This window comes from Corynebacterium glucuronolyticum DSM 44120 (genome assembly GCF_030440595.1).
GTDB classification, from domain to species: domain Bacteria; phylum Actinomycetota; class Actinomycetes; order Mycobacteriales; family Mycobacteriaceae; genus Corynebacterium; species Corynebacterium glucuronolyticum.
The window spans coordinates 364,803-386,025 of sequence record NZ_CP047452.1; the positions used below are offsets into that span (position 1 = coordinate 364,803).

Annotated in this window: 21 protein-coding genes; 12 read left to right on the forward strand and 9 right to left on the reverse strand. The window is 60.2% G+C overall.

Annotated elements, in window-relative coordinates:
- Positions 1–148 precede the first annotated feature (148 nt).
- Positions 149–748: a hypothetical protein gene (locus CGLUCO_RS01695; RefSeq protein WP_005394698.1), complete on the forward strand. Its 600-nt coding sequence runs from the start codon at positions 149–151 to the stop codon at positions 746–748.
- A 115-nt stretch (positions 749–863) separates the two neighbouring features.
- Here the strand turns inward: CGLUCO_RS01695 and CGLUCO_RS01700 are convergent, their stop codons facing one another.
- Both CGLUCO_RS01700 and CGLUCO_RS01705 read right to left on the reverse strand, forming a co-directional pair.
- Positions 864–1,460, reverse strand: a complete 597-nt coding sequence (locus CGLUCO_RS01700) for a DedA family protein (protein WP_005394699.1) — start codon at positions 1,458–1,460, stop codon at positions 864–866.
- A 9-nt stretch (positions 1,461–1,469) separates the two neighbouring features.
- Positions 1,470–1,817: a DoxX family protein gene (locus tag CGLUCO_RS01705; protein WP_005390776.1), complete on the reverse strand. Its 348-nt coding sequence runs from the start codon at positions 1,815–1,817 to the stop codon at positions 1,470–1,472.
- 77 nt (positions 1,818–1,894) lie between these two features.
- Between CGLUCO_RS01705 and CGLUCO_RS01710 the strand changes: the two genes are divergently transcribed.
- The 3 genes from CGLUCO_RS01710 to CGLUCO_RS01720 are packed head-to-tail and all read left to right on the forward strand — an operon-like array spanning position 1,895 to position 5,598.
- Positions 1,895–3,850, forward strand: a complete 1,956-nt coding sequence (locus tag CGLUCO_RS01710) for a glycoside hydrolase family 3 protein (protein WP_005394700.1) — start codon at positions 1,895–1,897, stop codon at positions 3,848–3,850.
- A 45-nt stretch (positions 3,851–3,895) separates the two neighbouring features.
- Positions 3,896–4,972, forward strand: a complete 1,077-nt coding sequence (locus CGLUCO_RS01715; RefSeq protein ID WP_005394701.1) for an S-(hydroxymethyl)mycothiol dehydrogenase — start codon at positions 3,896–3,898, stop codon at positions 4,970–4,972.
- A complete protein-coding gene (locus CGLUCO_RS01720; protein ID WP_005390771.1) occupies positions 4,972–5,598 on the forward strand; it encodes an MBL fold metallo-hydrolase in 627 nt (208 codons plus the stop codon). The genes CGLUCO_RS01715 and CGLUCO_RS01720 overlap by 1 nt, the downstream gene beginning before the upstream one ends.
- Positions 5,599–5,681: 83 nt before the next feature.
- Here CGLUCO_RS01720 and CGLUCO_RS01725 read toward each other — a convergent pair whose 3' ends face one another.
- The gene (locus CGLUCO_RS01725) at positions 5,682–7,046 is read right to left on the reverse strand and encodes an MFS transporter (protein WP_234985023.1); all 1,365 of its coding nucleotides are present in this window, start codon (positions 7,044–7,046) and stop codon (positions 5,682–5,684) included.
- A gap of 93 nt (positions 7,047–7,139) precedes the next feature.
- Between CGLUCO_RS01725 and CGLUCO_RS01730 the strand changes: the two genes are divergently transcribed.
- On the forward strand, positions 7,140–8,063 hold the full coding sequence (locus CGLUCO_RS01730; protein ID WP_005390767.1) for an NAD-dependent epimerase/dehydratase family protein: 924 nt from the start codon (positions 7,140–7,142) through the stop codon (positions 8,061–8,063).
- A 439-nt stretch (positions 8,064–8,502) separates the two neighbouring features.
- Here the strand turns inward: CGLUCO_RS01730 and CGLUCO_RS01735 are convergent, their stop codons facing one another.
- From CGLUCO_RS01735 to CGLUCO_RS01760, 6 genes are all read right to left on the reverse strand, one after another.
- On the reverse strand, positions 8,503–9,297 hold the full coding sequence (locus CGLUCO_RS01735; protein WP_084036046.1) for a DsbA family protein: 795 nt from the start codon (positions 9,295–9,297) through the stop codon (positions 8,503–8,505).
- A 413-nt stretch (positions 9,298–9,710) separates the two neighbouring features.
- Positions 9,711–10,055: a DUF2304 domain-containing protein gene (locus CGLUCO_RS01740; protein WP_005390761.1), complete on the reverse strand. Its 345-nt coding sequence runs from the start codon at positions 10,053–10,055 to the stop codon at positions 9,711–9,713.
- Complete coding sequence (ppgS, locus tag CGLUCO_RS01745; protein ID WP_005390759.1) at positions 10,052–10,744, reverse strand: polyprenyl-phospho-N-acetylgalactosaminyl synthase PpgS; 693 nt, start codon at positions 10,742–10,744, stop codon at positions 10,052–10,054. The genes CGLUCO_RS01740 and ppgS overlap by 4 nt, the downstream gene beginning before the upstream one ends.
- A gap of 21 nt (positions 10,745–10,765) precedes the next feature.
- Positions 10,766–11,560, reverse strand: coding sequence for a glycosyltransferase (locus CGLUCO_RS01750; protein WP_005390757.1), 795 nt, complete (start codon positions 11,558–11,560; stop codon positions 10,766–10,768).
- 20 nt (positions 11,561–11,580) lie between these two features.
- Positions 11,581–12,780: a polysaccharide biosynthesis protein gene (locus tag CGLUCO_RS01755; protein ID WP_084036047.1), complete on the reverse strand. Its 1,200-nt coding sequence runs from the start codon at positions 12,778–12,780 to the stop codon at positions 11,581–11,583.
- Between the two features lie 406 nt (positions 12,781–13,186).
- The gene (locus CGLUCO_RS01760) at positions 13,187–14,503 is read right to left on the reverse strand and encodes an alpha/beta hydrolase (RefSeq protein WP_040428959.1); all 1,317 of its coding nucleotides are present in this window, start codon (positions 14,501–14,503) and stop codon (positions 13,187–13,189) included.
- Between the two features lie 280 nt (positions 14,504–14,783).
- Between CGLUCO_RS01760 and CGLUCO_RS01765 the strand changes: the two genes are divergently transcribed.
- From CGLUCO_RS01765 to CGLUCO_RS01795, 7 genes are all read left to right on the forward strand, one after another.
- Complete coding sequence (locus CGLUCO_RS01765; protein WP_005390738.1) at positions 14,784–14,909, forward strand: hypothetical protein; 126 nt, start codon at positions 14,784–14,786, stop codon at positions 14,907–14,909.
- Positions 14,910–15,132: 223 nt separating this feature from the next.
- Positions 15,133–16,542, forward strand: coding sequence for a dihydrolipoyl dehydrogenase (gene lpdA, locus CGLUCO_RS01770; protein ID WP_084036048.1), 1,410 nt, complete (start codon positions 15,133–15,135; stop codon positions 16,540–16,542).
- A gap of 201 nt (positions 16,543–16,743) precedes the next feature.
- Positions 16,744–16,935: a DUF6767 domain-containing protein gene (locus CGLUCO_RS01775; RefSeq protein ID WP_081446532.1), complete on the forward strand. Its 192-nt coding sequence runs from the start codon at positions 16,744–16,746 to the stop codon at positions 16,933–16,935.
- A 199-nt stretch (positions 16,936–17,134) separates the two neighbouring features.
- Positions 17,135–17,890 carry a succinate dehydrogenase cytochrome b subunit gene (locus CGLUCO_RS01780; protein ID WP_005390732.1) on the forward strand — a complete coding sequence of 252 codons (756 nt, stop codon included), beginning with the start codon at positions 17,135–17,137 and terminating at the stop codon, positions 17,888–17,890.
- Positions 17,891–17,971: 81 nt separating this feature from the next.
- On the forward strand, positions 17,972–19,960 hold the full coding sequence (locus CGLUCO_RS01785; RefSeq protein WP_034989352.1) for a fumarate reductase/succinate dehydrogenase flavoprotein subunit: 1,989 nt from the start codon (positions 17,972–17,974) through the stop codon (positions 19,958–19,960).
- Positions 19,960–20,712, forward strand: coding sequence for a succinate dehydrogenase/fumarate reductase iron-sulfur subunit (locus tag CGLUCO_RS01790; protein WP_005390728.1), 753 nt, complete (start codon positions 19,960–19,962; stop codon positions 20,710–20,712). The genes CGLUCO_RS01785 and CGLUCO_RS01790 overlap by 1 nt, the downstream gene beginning before the upstream one ends.
- Before the next feature lie 47 nt (positions 20,713–20,759).
- Positions 20,760–21,149: a hypothetical protein gene (locus CGLUCO_RS01795; RefSeq protein ID WP_005394715.1), complete on the forward strand. Its 390-nt coding sequence runs from the start codon at positions 20,760–20,762 to the stop codon at positions 21,147–21,149.
- The last annotated feature ends 74 nt before the right edge of the window (positions 21,150–21,223 follow it).

A 21,223-nucleotide genomic window follows, 5' to 3' on the forward strand; every position in this document is an offset into this window, starting at 1 on the left:
TACTCATCGTGATTCTGCAAGGCTTTCGTTGTGATTCTGCAACCGTTTTCAATCTGTTGTGTGAAAATAACTCTTCCTGATTTGCTGCCATGTTTCGGTATCTGTGCTAGATGGAGTTTGTGTCTCGGCAGCCAGCTAATATGGCGCTATGGACCCTATGGACAATGTGTACGAGTGGCGGGCATTCGAGCAGACGGACGCTTTCAAGAAGCAGGCGGCGGATGTGCATGGACAGCTGCGGGCGGGGGAGTTCGCTGCGGCACTGGAGGTTTTTGCGCAGGCGATGCCGTGGGATCCGGGGATCAATGATTGGAATCCGGCGGACCCGTCGATGGCGTACCCGGTGCAAATTGTGGAGGAACTCGGTGGGCCCGTGGACTCTTTTGTGGCCCAAGGAGCGTTTACCACGCTTCGCGCCGAAACGTTCGGGCCGCATTCGGAACATCTGACGCGGCTCGTCGAAAAGCGGGCGGAGGAGTTCGGGTTGACGCTTCCCGCGTGGGAGGCGGTGGACCTGGGGATTCTCACGGATCCGCAGGCACCGGAGGCGATTTGGTTGCCGGTGCCGGGGATGCGTGGTGGCTTCGAGATCACGCGTTGGGGTTCCGACAGGGTCGGAACCGACAAAGATGCCGATGAGGTCGACGCGTTCCAGGTGCGGTCCTGGTCCAGGAAGGACATGGGGTCGGGGCAGCGACACCGGCTGACCGCAGATGGTTTGGAGCGTGTGCCGGGCGGATTCGACTAGACTACGGTTTTAGTTTTTGCAGCAGATCCAGCCGAATCCCGGCAAACGGAGCCCTTCGGAGGGAATCTGCTGCAAAAAGTAAATGACGCTCTCACAGCGTCGACGAAGTCGCCCCCTAGGCCTGCGCCACGCGGGACTTCTGGATGTGCTGGATGATGACGCCGGACATGAGGCCCGCGGTCACGCCGATGATAACGCCGATGAGCGGGTACTCCTGGAAAATCCAGCCACCGAGGTAGCCGATGAGGGTGGCCTGCGTCGCCCAGATAAAGGAACCGACGGTGTCCACAACGAAGAAACGCCACCAGGGGTATTTCACAGAGCCCAAGAAAATGGTGAGGAACCAGCGCGCCCAGGGGATGAAGCGGGCGGTAATGATGGTGACGGCCTCGTTGCGCTCAACCGAGTTGCGCACCCAATCTGCGGCGCGGGCACGCTTGGAATTGGGTTTGAGGTGATACTTGCCGGCGTAGAAGCGACCGACAAGGTACGTGGTGTTGTCGCCGATAATGGAGTAGGCCCAGGAGGCCAGGAAAATACCCCAGACCCAGGGCCGACCCGTGGAGCCGGACCAGGCGGCGGCAATGTTGACAATGGTTTCGCTGGGCAAGAGGGGGAAGATGCAGTCGCCGATGACGAACATCCCGAGGATGGGATAGAACAGCGACGAGTGCAGGAACAACTCGATGAGAGCCTCTAGGAATCCGCCCATGAACTGCCTCTACTTGTTGTCGGTGTAGATCTTCCAACCCGCCATAATGAGCGGTATCTGTAAGGGTAAACGGCCGACGGAGATAATTTGTTTCTTTGCTGGCTCATGGCGCCAGTCCCACGCCATCTTGAAGTTGCCGGGCCACACGGCCAAGGAGGTGCCCACGGTAGCGAGCCCACCCCAGGCGGGTTTGGCCAGGAGCAGGGCGGCGGTGCCGAGTTCCCACACGCCAGAGAAGTAGGTCCACTGGGTGGGGGTGCCGGGGAGTGCCTCCGGGATGAGGTTGTTGAAGGGCTCCGGCTTGGCAAAGTGGAGGACGCCCATGGCACCGAATGCTGCTGCGAGGATCTTTCTCATAGCCCCCAGAATACGACCGCGAGGCAAATTCTGGCAACGACGGGCGTAAGCCCCACAATTTCATTAAATTCACAGGTATGAAGATTGTTTCCCACGTAGTTCCCACGATCACAGTCGACGGAGAGACATTCCGCGACCTCGACCGCGACGGGGTGCTCAGCCCCTTTGAGGATTGGCGGCTGACCCCAGCGGAGCGCGCGGCAGACCTTGCCCGTCGCCTGAGCGTAGAAGAAAAGGCGGGGCTGATGATCATCGGCTCCCACTACCCGGGCGATTCCTCGTTCCTCCCCAACCCCGTTGAGGGCAAGCTCCTCAACGATGAGGATGTGTGGAAGGATAAGCACCCGATCACCGGGATTCCCTTTCCCGAGCCGGTGCTCACCGCCGCCGCCAGCGAGAAGGCGGTGAAGGAGCGGCACCAGCGCTACTTTATTGTGCGCGATAACCTGAAGCCGCGCCGCCTGGCGGAGTGGACGAACGCCATCCAGGAGTTGGCCGAGGAGACGCGCTTTGCCATTCCGGCCGTGTTCGCGTCGAACCCCCGCAACCATGTCTCCCTCGTTGCTCGCTTCGGTGTCAACGAGTCCGCAGGTGTGTTCAGTGAGTGGCCGAGCGAGCTGGGCCTTGCCGCCCTCGATGATGCGGAGCTCATGCGCGAGTTTGGCAAGCTCATCGCCCGCGAGTGGCGCGCCGGTGGCATCCACAAGCTGTACGGCTACATGGCCGATGTTGCCTCCGAGCCCCGCTGGTCCCGGTTCAACGGCACATTTGGCGAGGATACGCAGCTTGTCGCCGATTACATCCGCGAGGTTGTCACCGGGATGGAGGAGGGTGGCGTGGCCACCACCATTAAGCACTTCCCGGGCGGTGGCGTGCGCATCGACGGTCACGACCCGCACTTCCCGTGGGGTCAGACCAACGAGTACCCCACCGAGGGTGCGCTGGCGAAGTACCACCTCCCGCCGTTCCAGGCCGCCGTCGATGCGGGCTGCACGTCGATCATGCCGTACTACGCCAAGCCTGTGAACACCTCGGCAAAGCAGCTCGACGAGGAGCTGTGGCAGAGCCCGAGCACGCAGTTCGACGAGGTTGCCTTCGCGTACAACAAGACGATCATCGGCGACCTGCTGCGCGACAAGATGGGCTTCACTGGCTACATTAACTCCGACTCCGGTGTCATCGATGCCATGGTCTGGGGTGTCGAGGAGCTCACCGAGAAGGAGCGCTTTGCCAAGGCAGTCAAGGCTGGCACGGACATCTTCTCTGATATGTCCAACCCCCAGAAGCTTGTCGACGCCGTGGCTGACGGTCTGCTCACAAGTGACGATCTCACGGGGCCGGCCACCCGTCTCCTCACGGAGATCTTCGCCCTCGGTCTCTTCGAGAACCCCTACGTCGACCCCGCCGAGGCTGAAAAGGTCATCGGCAACACCGAGACGCAGGCGCTGGGTGAGCAAAAGCAGCGCGAGTCCGTCGTCATCCTCAAGAAGGGCGAGGCCCTGCCGCTGGATACGTCCAAGAAGGTCTACACCTTTGCCACCGGTCGTACGTCCATCGGTGAGGTGCAGGAAAAGCTGGACAAAGCCGTCGACAAGCGATTTACGCGAGCTGACCTGGACGATGCAGACATCGCCATCGTGTGGGCCCGCCCTGAGATCGAACTTTTCGAGGATGACCAGGAGGGCGTGACCCTCTCCATCAACCCGGAGGATTGTGGCGTTGACCTTGAGCAAGTCAAGCGGATTCAGGAGCAGGTGCCGACGATTGTCGTGGTGAACTTCACCAACCCGTGGATCCTTGAACACCTCGAGCCGGGCGCCGACAGCCTCGTCGGCAGCTTCGAAATTACCCCCGACAATCTCCTCGACTCGCTCGTAGGGGGTGAGGCGAAGGGCCACCTCCCGTTCGCCGTGCCGGCATCCATGGAAACCGTGAAGGCCTCCCCGCGCGACGTGCCGGGCAAGTACCTAGGCGATGACTACGCCTACGTCGATTCCCGGGGCAACCGCTACGCCTACGGCTTCGGCCTGTAGCTGGAAACCGTTTCTAACAAGCGGTTTCCCGTTACAGTGGCGGGCATGGATAAGGTACAAGCAGTCATTTCTCCCGCCAAGGGTGAGCCGGTAGAGCTCACCACCATTTGCATCCCCGAGCCTGGTCCGAACGACGTTGTCGTGAAGATCCAGGCGTGCGGCGTATGTCACACCGACCTCGCCTACCAGCAGGGTGACGTGGAAGACGCGTTCCCCTTCCTCCTCGGCCACGAGGCCGCCGGAGTGGTAGAAACCGTCGGTGACCGCGTCACCCACGTCGCTCCCGGCGATTTCGTCGTTTTGAACTGGCGCGCCGTGTGCGGCGAATGTCGCGCCTGCAAGCGTGGCGAACCGCAGTACTGTTTCGCCACTTTCAACGCCTCCAAGAAGATGACCCTCGAGGATGGCACGGAGCTCACCCCCGCCCTCGGCATCGGTGCCTTCGCCGAGAAGACCCTCATCCACGAGGGGCAGTGCACCAAGGTGAACCCGGATGCCGACCCGGCCGCTGCTGGCCTCCTCGGCTGTGGCGTCATGGCCGGCCTCGGCGCCGCCGTTAACACGGGCAAGGTTACCCGCGGTCAATCCGTCGCCGTCATCGGCTGCGGTGGCGTGGGCATGGCAGCCATCGCCGGAGCCCACCTTGCGGGTGCAACCACCATCATTGCCGTCGACACCGACGAGTCCAAGCTGGAGCTCGCCAAGGAATTCGGCGCCACCCACACCCTCGTGAGCTCCGAATCTGTCGTTGAAGACATCCAAGAGATCACCGAGTTCGGTGTCGACGTCGCCATCGATGCCGTCGGCATCCCCGCCACCTGGAAGCAGGCCTTCTACGCCCGCGACCTCGGCGGCACCGTCGTCCTCGTCGGCGTGCCCGCGCCGGGCCAGACGGTCGAGATCGAGGCCGCAGACATCTTCAGCCACGGCGGCGCACTCAAGTCCGCGTGGTACGGCGACTGCCTCCCGGAGCGCGATTTCCCCATGTACACCGACCTCTACCTGCAGGGTCGCTTCCCGCTGGACAAGTTCGTCACCGAGCGCATTGGCCTGGACAAGGTCAATGAGGCTTTTGAAACCATGAAGTCCGGCAAGGTCCTGCGCAGCGTGGTGGTGCTCTAATGGCCTTCACTATTGAGCATGCGGAGACCTCCGGCCTGTTTAAGCTCGACGGCGGCGAGTGGGAAGTAGACAACAACATTTGGGTTGTTGGCGACGATACAGAGGTCTACATCATCGACGCCGCCCACTCCGTCGACCCCATTGCCGAGGTTGTTGGCGACCGCGCCGTGAAGGGCATTATCTGCACCCACGGCCACAACGACCACATCACCGTCGCCCCGCAGCTTTCCCAGAAGTACGATGCTCCCATCTTCCTGCACCCCGGCGACCGGATGTTGTGGAACGAGACCCACCCCGATGTCGCCTTCCAAGAGATTGAGGACCGTCAGCGCTTCGGCATCGCGGGAACGGACCTGGAGTTCATTTCCACCCCGGGCCACTCCCCGGGCAGTGGTTGCCTGTATATGCCGGAAGCAGGCGTGCTGTTTTCCGGCGACACCCTGTTCCAGGGCGGCCCGGGTGCCACAGGCAGGAGCTTCTCCTCCTTCGAGGTGATCATCGACTCCATCCGCGAGCACCTGCTCACCCTCCCCGCCGAGACCCTCGTGTACACGGGACACGGCGAGCACACCACCATCGGTGGCGAGGCCCCGCACCTGGAAGAGTGGATTAAGCGCGGCTACTAGCTGGCAAAATCCCCAAAAATAAAAAGTCTCCACCCGGATTCCGGCTGGAGACTTTCAGTTTTCCTCTCCCCATGTAGCGAGGGCTACGCCTTCGCCTTGCGTAGGTCTACGATCTGCAGCACGAGGGCCACCAGAAGAATTCCTAGGATGGCCATGAAAGCTGCGGTGATCGCGTGGTTCCAGTTGGTGGTGGCGAGGACGGAGAACAGAATGCCCGTCATGATCGCGTTACCGATTGCAGTAGCGACGCGCTCTGCGGTCTGCTTGAATGCGCCGGCGGTGCCACCCTCGTAGCCGGGGACATCGAGCATCGCAATGGTCTGGTTAGCAGAGCCGAAGGCACCCTGTCCCAGGCCGACAATTGCGAATGCTGCGAACAGCCACCACACGTTCAGGCCATGCATTCCGTTGAAGTAAATGATCGCAATCGCGGCTGTCATGCCCACGACCATGGAAGTAAGAGAAGCGATGCAGATCTGGCGGCCGTACTCCAGTGAATGGTTACCGGAGAGGTAAGCAGTGATCGCTGAAGTGATCGCGCCGCCGAGGCCAACGAGGCCAGCGTTGAGGGCCGTGAAGTGCTGACCATTCTGGAGGTAAATGGCCAGTGTGGAGAAGATCGAGGTGGAGCCGACGAACATGATGCCACTGATGGCGGTTCCCCAGCCGAAGGAGCGCAGCTTGAGCAGGCCGAGGTTCACCATCGGCGCGTTTCCGCAGTTTTCGTAGTGGCGTTCCCACTGTACCCAGGCGAATCCAAGGATGGCGGCGAGGGGGAGAAGCAACCACATGAGCTTGTTGTCGCCGTGGTACATGAAGGGGTACATGATGCAGACGACGGTGGAGGCGAGCAGCAGCATGCCGATCGGGTCCAGGTCGAGTTTGCCCTTCTTCCGGTGTGCTTTCTCGTCGGCAAATGGCAGCCACCGGAGAGCAAGGAAGATGCCGATGATGCCGACCGGAACCATGAACCAGAAGGACCAACGCCAGCCCCATGCGGGATCCAGTGCGGAAATGATCGTACCTGCGATGACCGGGCCAATTGCGACCGCCACGGCGACGGTCAGCCCGAACTTAGCGAAAGCTCGGGCGCGTTCCTTGCCATGGAAGTAGGTCTGAATGATGCCTGCGGTCTGCGGACTGTAGACGGCGGCGGCGAACCCTTGGATGAAACGGAAAATGTTCAAAATGACGGGGTCGCTGGCGAAGCCACACAGGGCCGTCGACAAGCAAAATAGGGCGAGACCGATGGTGAAAAACATCGACCGACCCAGGAGATCACCGAGTCGCCCGAAGGGGACGAGGAACACACCGAAAGTAAGCGCGTAGCCTGCCAGCATCCATTGCAGCTGCGATGCAGATGCGCCGAGCGCGTGCTCAATCGACGGCAGCGCGACGTTAATAGAACTGACCGCAACAAGCGCCATAGCCAGTGGGATTAGTACCACTACAAGAATCTTTTTTCTCTCACCCATTCAAACCTCCTACAAAATTGCAACCAGCACATGATACTCATATGTCCATAAACTACAATTTGATACATGCGCGCACTTGTAACTGGTGGAGCCGGGTTTATTGGCTCCCATCTTGTGGAATTGTTGGTTTCTGAGGGACATGAGCCGGTTGTGGTGGATAACCTGTCCCACGGCAAGCGGGAAAACGTGCCTGCCGGTGTTCCCCTCGTCGAGGCGGACCTGTTAAAGATCGACGTGGACGAACTTTTCGACGAGTACGCCCCCGAGGTTGTCTTCCACCTCGCCGCACAGATCGATGTGCGCAAATCCGTGGCATCCCCAATCTTCGATGCCCAGACCAACATTCTGACCACGATCCGCCTGGCGGAGGCTGCCCGTAGTCACGACGTACGCAAGATCGTGTTCACGTCCTCCGGTGGCGCAATTTACGGTGCCCCCACCCAGTTCCCGGTCTCAGAAGAGACTCCGGTTGACCCGCATTCGCAGTACGCTGCATCGAAGGTCTCCGGTGAGATTTACCTGAACACGTACCGTCACCTGTACGGCCTGGAGTGCTCCCACATCGCCCCGGCGAACGTGTATGGGCCGCGTCAGGATCCGTATGGTGAGGCCGGTGTGGTGGCGATCTTCAGCCAGCACCTGCTCAACGGCTTGCCGACGAAGGTGTTCGGCTCCGGTTCCAACACCCGTGACTATGTCTATGTTGGCGACGTTGCTCGCGCGTTCTACTTGGCCAGTGGCAACAAGGGTGGTGGCATGCGGTTCAATATTGGTACTGGTGTGGAGACCAGTGACCGTGACCTGCATTCTCTTGTTGCTGCAGCTGCTGGTGCGACCGATGACCCGGAGTTTGCTCCTGCTCGCCTTGGTGATCTTGAGCGCAGCTCGCTTGATTCCACGCGTGCGCGCGAGGTCCTCGGCTGGGAGCCGCAGGTGACGTTGAAGGAGGGCATCGCCAAGACGGTGGAGTACTTCCGCAGTGTGAAGTAATGCTTCTGATTTCTTTAGCCCGGTAGTATCCAGCATGCTGCCGGGATTTGTTGTCTTCGCACCCAAAAAACCGAAATGCGGCCCATCCTGCGTAGGAGTGTCGCTCGTTGGGATCGATTGGGCCGCATTCGGTATTCCAGCGTGACATGGTGCGGAGCGCGGCCCGGGTGCTGCCGAATGTCGGGTGCCGTTCCCCGGTTGGGACGCGTTCGGGACAAGGCGATGCGGAGCGCGGCCAGAGGGATGCTGAACCTCGGGTGCTGCGTTCCAGCTGGGACGTGTTCGGTATTCGAGAGTGACGTGATGCGGAGCGCGGCCCAGGTGCTGCCGAATGTCGGGTGCTGCGTTTCAGCTGGGCCACATTCGGTAGCAAGCAAGACCGGAGAAGCCAGACATGCAAAAAGCCGACGACCGAAATCGCCGGCTTGGGATGTGTGCGCTACTTGTTCTTCTGCAGCTGCTCCTCGATCGCCTTCTGGAAAACCTCGTAGGGCTGTGCGCCGGAGACGAACTGGTCACCGATGATGAAGGACGGCGTACCGGAGATGCCGATGGATGCGCCGTACTTGGTGGCGCTGGTGACGGCCTGAGTGTACGTGCCACTTTCCACCTCAGAGCGGAAGCGATCAAGATCGGGAACGCCTGCCTCGGTGGCGAAGCGGACGAAGTCCTCGATGTCGTTTTCCGGGTGGCCCTGGACGTCCTTGCTGGCGGTGTACAGCGCGTTGTGGAACTCATGGAACTTGCCCTGAGCGGCGGCGGCGCGCCCGGCCTCGGCGGCCTTGACAGCATCTGGGCCGTTGACGGCCATGTCGTTCCATTCCACGCGGACAAGGCCCTTATCCACGTAATCTTTCAGCACCTGGGGGTACGTCTCATTGGCGTACTTGGCGCAGAAGGGGCACTCGAAATCGGAAAACTCACTGATAACCACAGGGGCATCGACCTTGCCGGTGGCGAACGGGTCGTTTGCCATGCGGCGGTGGACATGCGTGATGTCTTCACTGGTGGCGATGGTCTTACCGGGGCCCCACAGGAAAGCGCCGGTCTCACCCGAGGGCTCAATCTTCACTGCTGCCTGCGCCTGCGTCGACGGGGCGACGGAGGAGACGGTGGTGGGGTCGGGAGCCGGTGGCGCATCCTTGTCCTTGCCACTGCCACCGAGGGCGTAGCCAATAAGGACGGCGGCCACCAGCGCAATAGCGCCGAGGACCCAGTAGAGTGACTTCTTCATTCGATTCCTTCCTAGCTTTCGTACCAGCCTACAAGCCTACCGGTGCTGGACGTGGAGGAAAGCTCATATTCTCTTCCTAGCGGCCGGCTTGAACCACCTCACCTGCCCACCGGTGATGCGGATGTGTTCCAATCTGCAATACAGTCCATTAACCTTCGTCGAGCTGCCTCCTGTGGACATGGTGTGGAGGCATCGAAATCCGCAACGTAGGTCGTTTCGCCGTGATCGGTGACCCTTCGTTTGATGGCAGAGCCCCACCACCGTGGTTGAGCGCAGAGGAAGGAGGAGGGGACCCGCCCCCATCCGCTTTGGATAGATGCTTGAGGGCGTTGTTGCGATCGTCCTTGCACTCCTTCATCTTCCGTATGGATGTGGCCGATTACCGTGACGACAGGTCGTAATAAGGAAGCTGATTACGGCTGCGTGTCGTCGTCCGGGGTCACAGCGTTTTGGAGCGCTACGGCGCGGGCGAGGCGTGCATACCTCAATTCCTGCTCACGGAAGCGGATATAGGCCGACATAGTCACAAACAAGAAGGCAATGACCAACGCATACAGCATGAGGTCTGTGCCTCGGTCCACACCAACCCAGTTGGCCACAACCGTCAGATCGTCGGGCCGTAAAATGGCCCACACGCTGGCGATGACGAACAGTACGAAGCCGATCTTCACCCCGGCCTTCGCGCGTGATTTGCGGCGGTTGGAGAGGAAGAAGATGGCGAGGACCGCCGTGGCGGCGAGGAGTAGGACCTGAATCATTTGAGCCTCCTTGCGATGAAGCCGTCGGCAAGAATATTGACACCGTTGATCAGCGATTGACCCTTACTCATCGAGTACTCGGTGTACAAAATATCCACCGGCTGCTCAGAGACGCGCCAACCACGCTCATCCATCTGTGCCACAAACTCCGAGGCATGACTCATGCCGTTCATGCGGATGTTCAGCTCATCGGCGACCTTCTTATTAAACACACGCAGGCCGTTGTGTGCGTCCGTGAGCCCCAGCTTGCGGGTTCGGGAAGACAGCAAAACGACGGTTTTCAGCACCAGGCGCTTGATCCACGGCACCTGGTCGTCTTCCTTGCGCGGGCGCCCAAACCGCGTGCCGACGATAATATCCACATCCTCGTTGCGCAGCCGGTCGAGCATCGACACGACGTCTTTCACCTGGTGCTGCCCATCCGCATCGAAGGTGACAAAATACTGCGCGCCAGGTTGAGAACGCGCGTACTCCACGCCCGTCTGGATAGCGGCACCCTGCCCCAGATTCACCGGGTGGTTGACGAGATGGGCACCGGCCTTGTGGATCTCTTCCGCAGAGTTATCCGAGGAGCCGTCATTGACGGCCACGATATTAGGGAATGTTTCGCGCGCGTGGCGGATCACATCACCAATAACCGTGCCCTCATTGAAGCACGGAATGATAAGCCACGTGTCTTGATTCTGCATAACACCGTAAACAATAGCGTGTCAGTTGAACAGAGTCTCGTACACCCGCCGAACGAGCCCTTGCGGGATTGCCCGGTAGGCCGACCGCACGAGGAGATTGACCAGCCCGCGCTTCTTGGAAATGAGTCCGTACGCTGCGAGGTTGCGTTGCAGCTGGACTTCCGATTCCCACATGCCCTCGGCGCGGCGGGAGAAAACAGCATCGTCGAGCCGGAAGCGGACGAGGGGCTCGGGGAGGTTGTGCAGACGCATTCCCGAGGCGAGCATCCGCGCCCACAGGTCGTAGTCCTCCAGGTTTTTGATCGGTTGGTAGCCACCCGCGTCCCGGACGGACTGGGTGCGGAACATAACCGTCGGGTGGTTCATGGGGCTGTTTATTGTGGCATAGGAATGGATCTCTATGGCGTGCTCGGGCATGGCGCGCACGCCATGGTCGCCCGCATCGGAGAATTCCACCATCGCCGAGCCGAGAGCATCGGTTTCGGGGTGCTCGGCAAACCAGGCGAGTTGAGTCTCAAACCGGTGGGGCAGGCTCACATCGTCGGTATCCATGCGGGCGGTGAACTCCGCAGTCACATGCTCCAGGCCACGCGCGAGGGCGGCACCCAGGCCACAGTTTCGTTCCAGGGGAACCACAGTCAGCGTGTCACCGTAGCCGTCGATGATGGCATCCAGCTCGTCCGTAAGGGGCCCGTCCTTCACCAGGATCACCTCATCGGCCGGTCGGGTCTGCGAGAAAATCGATTCGAGGGCCTCAGCGAATTCGGCTGGGTCCACCTTGTGATACACCGACATCAACACGGCAAGAGTCTGCATAGAAAATAACACTACCGCGTCTAGGCAGTCGCGCCACCGCGATGTGTCACACTCCGGTCACGCTGGGAAGAAAACCCGACCAGATGTACCACGATGCCGATGGCGGGACCCGCTGTCAGAGCCAGAAGCACGGCAGCGGTGGCGGGAAGAGGTAGCAGCAGGATGCCGAAAGCGGATACCGAGGCGGCGATCCAACCGAGGACGTAAAGACGGTGCTGTTCCGCCGCCAGCGTGCGCGTGCCGGTGATGATGAGGGCGCCCATCCATGCGGCAGCGAAGGTCAGGATGGCGAGGATCCAGCCGCTGACGAAGTAATCGGGGGAGAAGAAGGTGCGTAGGATCCACGGCCCAATGAGGTAGGCGGCCAGCGCCCCGATCGCCCCCACGCCGATGACGGACAGGATAGGCTTCACCGGGGACCCGTTCTTTTCCACGAAGTACACGATAAGGGCGGACTGGAAGCGCTGCAGGGGGACGAGGATCGGCGCGCGGGTCAGCGTGATAGCGAGCATCAGCCCGGCAAGCGTCCCGGAATCCCCGGTGAACTTCATCATCGCCGGGAAGCCAGTGATCAGTGCTGCGGAGGCCCCGGAGGCGAGCATGGCGGCGGCGACGCGGCGCATGAATTGGGCATTAGAAACGTCGGCATGCGAGGTAAGCAGGCTGTGCCGGGCGCGGGGTGAGCAGGCGATGATGACCGCCCAACTCAGTGCCCCGATGACGGTGACGATGAGGAAGGAGGTGAGACCCCACCCCGCAGCAAGTGCGATGAGCACGAGGGCGAGGCGAATCCCTGAGTCGAGGATGAGGAGTACCGCGTAGTGGTTCCAGAGCTTCAGGCCGGAGAGGATGCCTGACAATGCAGCCTGGTAGGCGTAGCAGACGATGCCCACGGTGAGAAGGGTAGAAGCGGTGACCGGGTGGTCGTCGACAAGCCGTGGGAGGAACAGCGGCCCGAAGAGAATGGCAAACGTGCCGATGATCCCACCGAGGATGAGCGCCGTGGCGTGCGGGCGGGCAGTGCCACGCGGGTGCGGGGAGGAGACGGCGCGGGTGGTTTCTTGCATGAGACCGTCGATGAGGCCGGCGACGGCGAAGAACAGACCCCAGTAGGCGTTGAACTGCTCAAATACCTGGCCGTCGAGGGCGAGGGTGGCTACGAAGATGACGATAAACCCCGATAGTGCGGAAAATATCGTCGCTATGCTCATCGCCTTCATAGGGAGAATCCTACACAGCGGCCTCGCCGCACCCGGTTGGTCACCTGCCGTACCGACTGCGGCCCAAGTGAGGCAGATGTGCGAGTGGCTGGCTGGGGCTGGGCTGCGTTGGGGACAGACTGTACCGAGTGTGGCCCAGGCGGGGAGGATGTGTGAGTGCAGTGGCGAGGTTGGGCCGCGTTGGGGACAGGGGTGCGGAACGCAAACTCAACAATTCCCTCGAAATACGGACTAATTAGGCAGTTAAGGGATCTGGCCCTGAGCGCGCTGAACCGAGTGCGGCCCAGGTAGTGCTGAAGTGCGAGTGTTCTGGCGAGGCTGGGCCGCGTTGGGGCAAGCGGCGGGAGTGGAGCGTCGAAAAGCAAAAAAAATCCCCCCACCGTGAGGTGAGGGGAAAGAGTGTGGGTTAGCTGTTGAGCTCGTTTTCGATGCCCAGGCCCTTGGCCAGCGTCGGCCAGGAGAGGTGCATGTCATCCTCCCAGTAGCCCCACTGGTGGGTGCCCGTCGGGCGGAAGTTCCACTCGGCGGGGATGCCCGCCTTGTCCAGCTTCGCCTTGAGCTGGTGGGTGCAGAAGTTGGTAGCGCCCTCAATCACGCCACCGACGACCTCAACCTCGGCCATCGCGGCGGAGTTGCCCTTGGTACGCGGGCTGGACCAGTAATCCCAGCGGCCGGAGAGACCGGAGGCGTTAGAGATGTACATCGTCTGGCCACGGAGCTTCTCTGCATTCACGAGTGCGTCGTTGTACTGCAGGTAGTTGTCCACTGGCTTGTCCAGGAATCCCGGCTGGAATGCCTCGCCATTGCCCCACATTTCGTTCACGTTGGAGCTTGCGCGCTCAAGCGTGAGATCGATCGCGATGCGGCCCATGGAGTCGTTGGTCTGGGCGCAACCGGAGAAGCTGCCGATCGCATCGTAGAAGCCCGGGTGGTGCTGTGCGTACAGGAGCACCGTGGTGGCGGACATGGACATGCCGGTGATGGCGCGCTTGTCGTTGGCCTGCAGTTCCTTCTCAATCACGGGCGGGAGTTCCTTAGTGAGGAAAGTTTCCCACATCTGCTTGCCACCAAGGTTCTTCTTTTCGTTGACCCAGTCGGAGTAGTAGGAGAACTTGCCCTCCATGGGGACGACGACGTTGATGTTCTTATCCTTGTAGAAATCGATCATCTTCGTCTGCATGATCCAGTTGGCGGAACCCTCGCCACCGTCACCGCCGTTGAGTACGTACAGCGTCGGGCGACCCGGGTCCTTCGCGTGGATGACGACGAGCGGAATGGATCGGCCGTTCATCGACGGGGACGTGGCCTGGTAGACGCTGACCTGCGGATCGTTGGAGCCGGTGTTGTACACGTAGAACTTCTCGCCGGCGCTGTTTTCCCGATAAACGTAGCCCATCTTGGGGTTGCCATTCGCATCCTTGATTGGCTCGCCCTTCTCGTCCTTGAGTATGCCGCGCTTCTCGCCACCGATTCGCGAACGCCACTTTTGCAGGGCTTCGCCGTCGTTATTCTCCTTGGTGAGGGTGGCTAGGCCGTCGCTGTTTTCCGTGGTCTCTGCCGCCGGGGTGGCAGCAACGTCGGCCGGATCCGTCGTGTTAGCCGTTGCGACGGCGGCTTCCTGGGCAGTGGCAATGGCGGGCAGGCCGGCGACCATCGTGGCGACGGCAATGGTGCTTGCAGCGAAACGACGTGCGCGCGACGAGGCGGAACGTAGATGGCTCATCGAAACATCCTCACAGTTAAGAAGTAATGGCTAGTATTTCTTTAGTTCTTATCCATCCCCCACAGGGGGATCACATGCTATATCGAAATACTATCCTGTTACGTTAACACGCGTAACCCTGCGGTACCTCTGGTGTAACGTAATGGGCACACAATATGAATAGAGCTTATAGAATCGCTAGCGAACCTGGCGCCAGACGTGTTGAATCTCCACTTCGCGTGAATGCGTGTCACAGGTTGTCGGCGAAAGTTTGTCAAACACCTGCAAAGAAAGGCTGAACATGCAGTTCTTCCCCCTCGAGCCCCTCGAGCAGATCCTTATTGCCATTAACGAGTTCCTCGGCATGCTGCTGCACAACGGATCCTCCTCGCTGGCGATCACCAGCGCAGAGATGGGGATGATCTAATCCGCATCAGCGGGTAGAACGTGGCGGATGTACCGCGAAGCGGGCACCTGGCGGGGGCCTGCTCTTTTAGTACTACCTAAATTTGGGGGCTGGTCGGTGGGGGATTTTATGCGCCTAGGTGAGGGTGGAATTTAGTTCCAACCTCGCCTTTTTGCTATTCATGCATGGAAAATGTTTTCAAACCGCAAGCGGGGAACCCTGTGTATCCGTACACTTAGACAGTATGAGTGAACATTTTGATGTAGTTGTACTCGGTGCGGGCCCTGGCGGCTATGTTGCTGCCATTCGCGCAGCCCAACTGGGTAAAAAAGTGGCGGTCGTGGAAAAGCAGTACTGGGGCGGCGTGTGCCTCAACGTCGGGTGTATCCCGTCGAAGGCGCTCATCAAGAACGCGGAGCTTGCTCACGTCCTGACCAAGGAAAAGAAGACCTTCGGTATTGAGGGCGACGTCACCATGAGCTTCGAGGCGGCGCACAAGCGCTCCCGCAAGGTCTCGGGCAACATTGTCAAGGGCGTCCACTTCCTCATGAAGAAGAACGAGATCACCGAGATTAACGGCCTCGGCTCTTTCAAGGATGCGAAGACCCTGGAGATCACCGACGGCGATGACAAGGGCAAGGAAATCACCTTCGACGATTGCATCATCGCCACGGGTTCCGTTGTGAAGAGCCTCCCCGGTGTCGAACTTTCGGAGAACGTCGTCTCCTACGAGGAGCAGATCCTCAACGAGAAGCTTCCGGAGTCCATGGTTATCGTGGGCGCGGGTGCTATCGGCATGGAGTTCGCGTACGTACTGGCTAACTTCGGTGTGAAGATTACCATCGTCGAGTTCATGGATCGCGTTCTGCCGAACGAGGATCCCGAGGTGTCTAAGGCGATTGCCCGCGAATACAAGAAGCTAGGCGTTAAGCTTCTCACCGCTCACGCCACCAAGGCTGTGCGTGACAACGGTGACTCCGTCGAGGTGGACATCGAGTCTAAGGACGGGTCGAAGAGCGAGACGCTCACCGTTGATCGCGTCCTCGTATCTGTCGGCTTTGCGCCGCGCACCGAGGGCTACGGCCTGGAGAACACCGGCGTGAAGCTCACCGAGCGTGGCGCCATCGACATCGATGAGCGCATGCGCACGAGCGTCGAGCACATCTACGCTATCGGCGACGTGACGGCCAAGCTGCAGCTCGCCCACGTCGCTGAGGCGCAGGGTATCGTCGCAGCCGAGACGATCGCTGGGGCAGAGACCCTGGAGCTCGGCGATTACATGATGATGCCGCGCGCCACGTTCTGCAACCCGCAGGTCGCATCCTTCGGTTACACAGAAGAGAAGGCCAAGGAAAAGTTCCCGGACGCAGAGATCAAGGTCGCCTCCTTCCCGTTCTCCGCAAACGGCAAGGCACAGGGCCTGGGCGAGTCTCAGGGCTTTGTCAAGATCATTGCCGATGGTCGCCATGGCGAGCTGCTCGGTGCACACATGGTGGGCTCCAACGTCTCCGAGATGATTCCGGAGCTGACGCTGGCCCAGCGCTTCGACCTCACCGCAGAAGAAATTGCCCGCAACGTCCACATCCACCCGACGATGTCGGAGGCGATGAAGGAAGCTGCGCACGGCATTGCTGGCCATATGATCAACCTGTAAGTGTCTAACCCCACCTTTTAGGGTGGAAAACATTGTGCGTCACGTACACGAGCTGTGCGTGACGCATTTTTATTGTGGGCCAGGTCAACGGCGATGCGCCCGAATTACGCAACAAATTGCGCATATATATAAAGGTGCAAAATAGGGGGTTGAGCGGGGGAAAATGCCAGAAAAATGCTCGTTACATGTTACCTTTAGGTTATGCCAGTAGAGCCGAAGTGCCCGATTCGCTATGGAGATCCGTGCTCGCTTTGTGTGCCGGGAGCGACCGGGCCGCAGGACTGTCAGCTGGTTGCTCTGGTTCGCGATGATCCGGAGTTGATGGAGCTGCGTCGTGAGATGATTGCCCGCAAAAAGGGCGAAAATCGGTCACGCGGTGCCAGTAATAATTAAAAAGAATTACCACGTTCGAGGGCGTAATACGTGCTATCGCGAATATTTCGTGACCGTGAAAACTAAGTTATTGCTGAGCACTGTTACTCACGGGCTAGTAAGGCCCTGCGCTCGATGTGTGACGTTAAGCACGTCAAGATACGGAAAGTGGGAGATTTTTTCTGCTAGGCCGTAAGGTAAAAGGGACACTGGAGGTGCCATGACTGTTAAATATGATGACCGTGAGGCCATTGCTCACGGTAAAATCACTACAAAGCCGCTGCGTGAGCGGCCGAGCGCGCCCTCATGGGCGTTGAAGCTCATTATGGCGATTACGGGCATTATTTTCGGCCTGTTCGTCTTTGTCCACATGATCGGAAACCTGAAGATCTTCCTTCCGGATACCGACGGGGTTAACCATCTGAATGAGTACGCGGCGTTCCTGCGTGAGTTCGGTGAACCAATGTTGCCCTACGGTTCCTTCCTGTGGGCATTCCGAATTGTTCTCCTCGTGTGCCTGATCGCACACATTTACTCTGCCTTCGCGCTCCACGGGCGTGGCCAGAAGTCCCGCGGCAAGTTCCGCCGCTCTGGCCTTATGGGGGGTCTGAACAGTTTCTCCGCACGAACCATGCTCGTCACGGGTATCGTGCTGCTTCTGTTCATCATCTTCCACCTGCTGGATCTGACGATCGGCGCACAGCCGGCTGCAACGGCAGCATTCGAGCACGGTGAAGCATACGCAAACGTGCTCGCCAGCTTCAGCCGCCCGATCGTTGCCATCTTCTACATCCTCGCGATGGTCATCCTGTTCTTCCACCTGAGCCACGGGCTCTGGACAGCAGTGAGCGACCTGGGCATCACGGGTAAGCGCTGGCGCGCAGTCCTGCTGTTCGTGTCTTACCTCATCCCCGCCGCTGTGCTGGTGGGTAACGCACTCATCCCGATCGCCGTTCTCGCCGGTTGGCTTGTTTAGAAAGGGGCAGAGATAACTATGAGTACTTCATCCAAGATCGAAGGTTTCGCCGCGCCCGCGAAGAGCACGGAAACCTACACCATGCCCAATGGGCAGGAATTTACCGCCCCGGCCTCGTCCGTGAGCGAAGTTGAGCTGGGCAACATCCTCGAGGCAGGTCTGCCTGAGGGTGTTCCGCTGAAGGAGGCCTGGGAGTATCACAAGGCGCACATGACGCTGGTCTCCCCGCTGAACCGTCGCAAGTTCACCATCATCGTTGTCGGCACCGGCCTGGCCGGTGCTGCCGCAGCTGCTGCTCTCGGCGAGCTGGGCTACAACCTGAAGGTGTTCACCTACCACGATGCCCCGCGTCGTGCACACTCCATTGCTGCACAGGGTGGCGTGAACTCCGCTCGTGGCAAGAAGGTGGACAACGACTCCACCTACCGCCACGTGAAAGACACGGTGAAGGGCGGCGACTACCGCTGCCGTGAGGCTGACTGCTGGCGTCTCGCCGCTGAGTCGGTCCGCGTTATTGACCACATGAATGCCATCGGTGCACCGTTCGCTCGTGAGTACGGCGGCACGCTGGCCACCCGCTCCTTCGGTGGTGTGCAGGTGTCCCGTACGTACTACACCCGCGGTCAGACGGGTCAGCAGCTGCAGCTTGCATCCGCTTCCGCGCTGCAGCGCCAGATCAACGAGGGCACCGTCGAGATGTTCACTCACAATGATCTCTTCGACATCATTGTGGACGAAAAGGACGGCAAGAAGCACTGCTCCGGTGTGGTTATGCGTAACCTCATCACCGGTGAGCTCACCGCCCACATGGGTCACGCTGTGATCCTTGCTACCGGTGGCTACGGCAACGTCTTCCACAAGACCACGCTGGCTAAGAACTCGAACGCATCTGCCATGATGCGCGCCTACGATCAAGGTGCCTTCATGGCCAGCCCGTCGTTCATTCAGTTCCACCCGACGGGTCTGCCGAAGAACGCCGACTGGCAGTCCAAGACCATCCTCATGTCTGAGTCTCTGCGTAACGATGGCCGCATTTGGTGCCCGAAGCAGAAGGGCGACGACCGCGACCCGAACACGATTCCGGATGAGGAGCGCGACTACTTCCTCGAGCGCCGTTACCCGGCATTCGGTAACCTTGTGCCCCGCGACGTCGCTTCCCGTGCCATCACCAAGCAGCTCGTTGAGGGCTACGGTGTCGGCCCGAACCACAACTCCGCGTACCTCGACTTCCGCGATGCCATCGAGCGTCTCGGCAAGGACACCGTGGCTGAGCGCTACGGCAACCTGTTCGACATGTACGAGGAGACGATCGGTGAGGATCCTTACACCACGCCGATGCGTATCGCCCCGACCTGCCACTTCACCATGGGTGGTCTGTGGACGGACTTTGATGAGATGACAGCTATCGACGGCCTGTTCGCCGCCGGTGAGTGCTCCTGGACCTACCACGGAGCTAACCGCCTCGGCGCGAACTCGCTGCTGTCCGCATCTGTGGACGGCTGGTTTACCCTCCCGTTCTCCGTACCGAACTACCTCGGCCAGCACCTGGGCGAGGAGCTCCCACCGGCAGACTGCCCGGCAGCTCAGGCAGCCCTCAAGCGTGCGCACGATCGCATTGAGCGCCTCATGAACATCAAGGGCAACCACGGTCCGGACTACTTCCACGAGAAGCTGGGCAAGATCCTCTACGACAAGTGTGGCGTGGATCGTAACACCGAGGCTCTCTCCCAGGCTCTGCCGGAGCTCCGCAAGCTGCGCGACGAGTTCTGGTCCGATCTGTTCATCCCCGGTGCTGCCAACGAGATGAACCAGACCCTCGAGCTTGCTAACCGCGTTGCTGACTACTTCGAGCTGGGTGAGCTCATGTGCATCGATGCCCTCGATCGCGATGAGTCCTGTGGCGCACACTACCGTTCGGATCACCTCAGTGAAGACGGCGAAGCCGAGCGCGACGATGAGAACTGGTGCTTCGTGTCTGCGTGGGAGCGCGGCGAAGGTAACCACTTCATCCGCCACGCAGAGCCCCTGTACTTCGAAGAGATCCCGCTGATGACAAGGAATTACAAGTAATGAAACTGAATCTTGAAATCTGGCGTCAGGCCGACTCGAACTCCGAGGGACACTTCGAGGCCATCGCTGTTGAGGACGCCGTACCGCAGATGTCCATCCTCGAGCTTCTGGACCACGTCAACCTGAAGCTCATCGAGGAGGGCAAGGAGCCGTTCGCCTTCGCCTCCGATTGCCGCGAAGGTATTTGTGGCACCTGTGGCCTGCAGGTCAATGGTCGCCCGCACGGCCTGGACAAAAACAAGCCTGCCTGCCAGCAGCGCCTGGCCGGCATCCACAACGACGGCGACACCCTGAAGATTGAACCGTTCCGCTCCGCCGCCTACCCGGTCATCCGTGACCTGGTGGTTGACCGCTCCGCTCTGGATCGTGTCATGGAACAGGGTGGCTACGTCTCCGTGAACGCCGGTACCGCACCGGACGCGGACACGCTGGCTACCAGCCACGAGAACGCCGAGAAGGCTCTCGACTTCGCAGCCTGCATTGGCTGTGGCGCGTGCGTCGCGGCGTGCCCGAACGGCGCGGCCCACCTGTTCACGGGCGCAAAGCTCCAGCACCTGCGTCTGACCCCCATGGGTGAGCACGAGCGCGGTCGTCGCGCTCGCAGGATGATTGATGAGCTGGAAACCAACTTTGGGCCGTGCTCGCTGTACGGCGAGTGCGCTGATGTCTGCCCCGCGGGTATCCCCCTAACGGCGGTATCCATTGTGACGAAAGAACGCGCGCGAGCTGCTCTTCGTGGTAAAGACGACTAAAGTTGAAACGTAACTTGAGAATTTTCTGATAAGAAAGGCAGAATGCGATGACCGAGAACCACGCTCTGCGAGGCGATGCCAGCACGGCAACCGCCGTGTCCGGTGCCCACGGCGAGGTAGCAACTGAGAAGCGGGAGATTGGCTCCCTCGACGTAGATCGCTACGTTGACGGCTACCAGCCGGTGTCTTTCGTTGCACCGCACTCCTCGCTGCTGAAGACCTCCACGTGGATTGGCATGGGTCTCATCCTGGCTACCCTGGCCGGCATCGGTACCCTCGTATTCGCCGCCGCAGGTGGCGCACCGACGATGAACTCCACGATTTTTACCGCAGGTATCATCATCACCGTTGTGCTGCTGGTCAGCGGTTTCGGCCTCGTATTCTATGGTCGTCGCGATTGGAAGAAGTTCTCTAAGGCTACGGGCTACAAGCACTAGTCTCCTGGGCTCACTAGCCAAGCCAGCCCCCACAACCGCTTCGGCACCTCCGGCGGTTGCGGGAGGCTGGTTTT

Bases quoted from the DNA above. Each gene is read 5' to 3' on its own strand.
- CGLUCO_RS01760 (WP_040428959.1), bottom strand. From the start codon at position 14,503: ATGAGCCATCTACGTTCCGCCTCGTCGCGCGCACGTCGTTTCGCTGCA.
- CGLUCO_RS01735 (WP_084036046.1), bottom strand. From the start codon at position 9,297: ATGAAGAAGTCACTCTACTGGGTCCTCGGCGCTATTGCGCTGGTGGCC.
- CGLUCO_RS01755 (WP_084036047.1), bottom strand. From the start codon at position 12,780: ATGAAGGCGATGAGCATAGCGACGATATTTTCCGCACTATCGGGGTTT.
- CGLUCO_RS01700 (WP_005394699.1), bottom strand. From the start codon at position 1,460: ATGGGCGGATTCCTAGAGGCTCTCATCGAGTTGTTCCTGCACTCGTCG.
- CGLUCO_RS01790 (WP_005390728.1), top strand. From the start codon at position 19,960: ATGAAACTGAATCTTGAAATCTGGCGTCAGGCCGACTCGAACTCCGAG.
- CGLUCO_RS01730 (WP_005390767.1), top strand. From the start codon at position 7,140: ATGCGCGCACTTGTAACTGGTGGAGCCGGGTTTATTGGCTCCCATCTT.
- lpdA (WP_084036048.1), top strand. From the start codon at position 15,133: ATGAGTGAACATTTTGATGTAGTTGTACTCGGTGCGGGCCCTGGCGGC.
- CGLUCO_RS01750 (WP_005390757.1), bottom strand. From the start codon at position 11,560: ATGCAGACTCTTGCCGTGTTGATGTCGGTGTATCACAAGGTGGACCCA.
- CGLUCO_RS01720 (WP_005390771.1), top strand. From the start codon at position 4,972: ATGGCCTTCACTATTGAGCATGCGGAGACCTCCGGCCTGTTTAAGCTC.
- CGLUCO_RS01740 (WP_005390761.1), bottom strand. From the start codon at position 10,055: ATGATTCAGGTCCTACTCCTCGCCGCCACGGCGGTCCTCGCCATCTTC.
- CGLUCO_RS01715 (WP_005394701.1), top strand. From the start codon at position 3,896: ATGGATAAGGTACAAGCAGTCATTTCTCCCGCCAAGGGTGAGCCGGTA.
- CGLUCO_RS01785 (WP_034989352.1), top strand. From the start codon at position 17,972: ATGCCCAATGGGCAGGAATTTACCGCCCCGGCCTCGTCCGTGAGCGAA.
- CGLUCO_RS01695 (WP_005394698.1), top strand. From the start codon at position 149: ATGGACCCTATGGACAATGTGTACGAGTGGCGGGCATTCGAGCAGACG.
- CGLUCO_RS01765 (WP_005390738.1), top strand. From the start codon at position 14,784: ATGCAGTTCTTCCCCCTCGAGCCCCTCGAGCAGATCCTTATTGCCATT.
- CGLUCO_RS01780 (WP_005390732.1), top strand. From the start codon at position 17,135: ATGACTGTTAAATATGATGACCGTGAGGCCATTGCTCACGGTAAAATC.
- CGLUCO_RS01710 (WP_005394700.1), top strand. From the start codon at position 1,895: ATGAAGATTGTTTCCCACGTAGTTCCCACGATCACAGTCGACGGAGAG.
- CGLUCO_RS01775 (WP_081446532.1), top strand. From the start codon at position 16,744: ATGCCAGTAGAGCCGAAGTGCCCGATTCGCTATGGAGATCCGTGCTCG.
- CGLUCO_RS01705 (WP_005390776.1), bottom strand. From the start codon at position 1,817: ATGAGAAAGATCCTCGCAGCAGCATTCGGTGCCATGGGCGTCCTCCAC.
- CGLUCO_RS01795 (WP_005394715.1), top strand. From the start codon at position 20,760: ATGACCGAGAACCACGCTCTGCGAGGCGATGCCAGCACGGCAACCGCC.
- ppgS (WP_005390759.1), bottom strand. From the start codon at position 10,744: ATGCAGAATCAAGACACGTGGCTTATCATTCCGTGCTTCAATGAGGGC.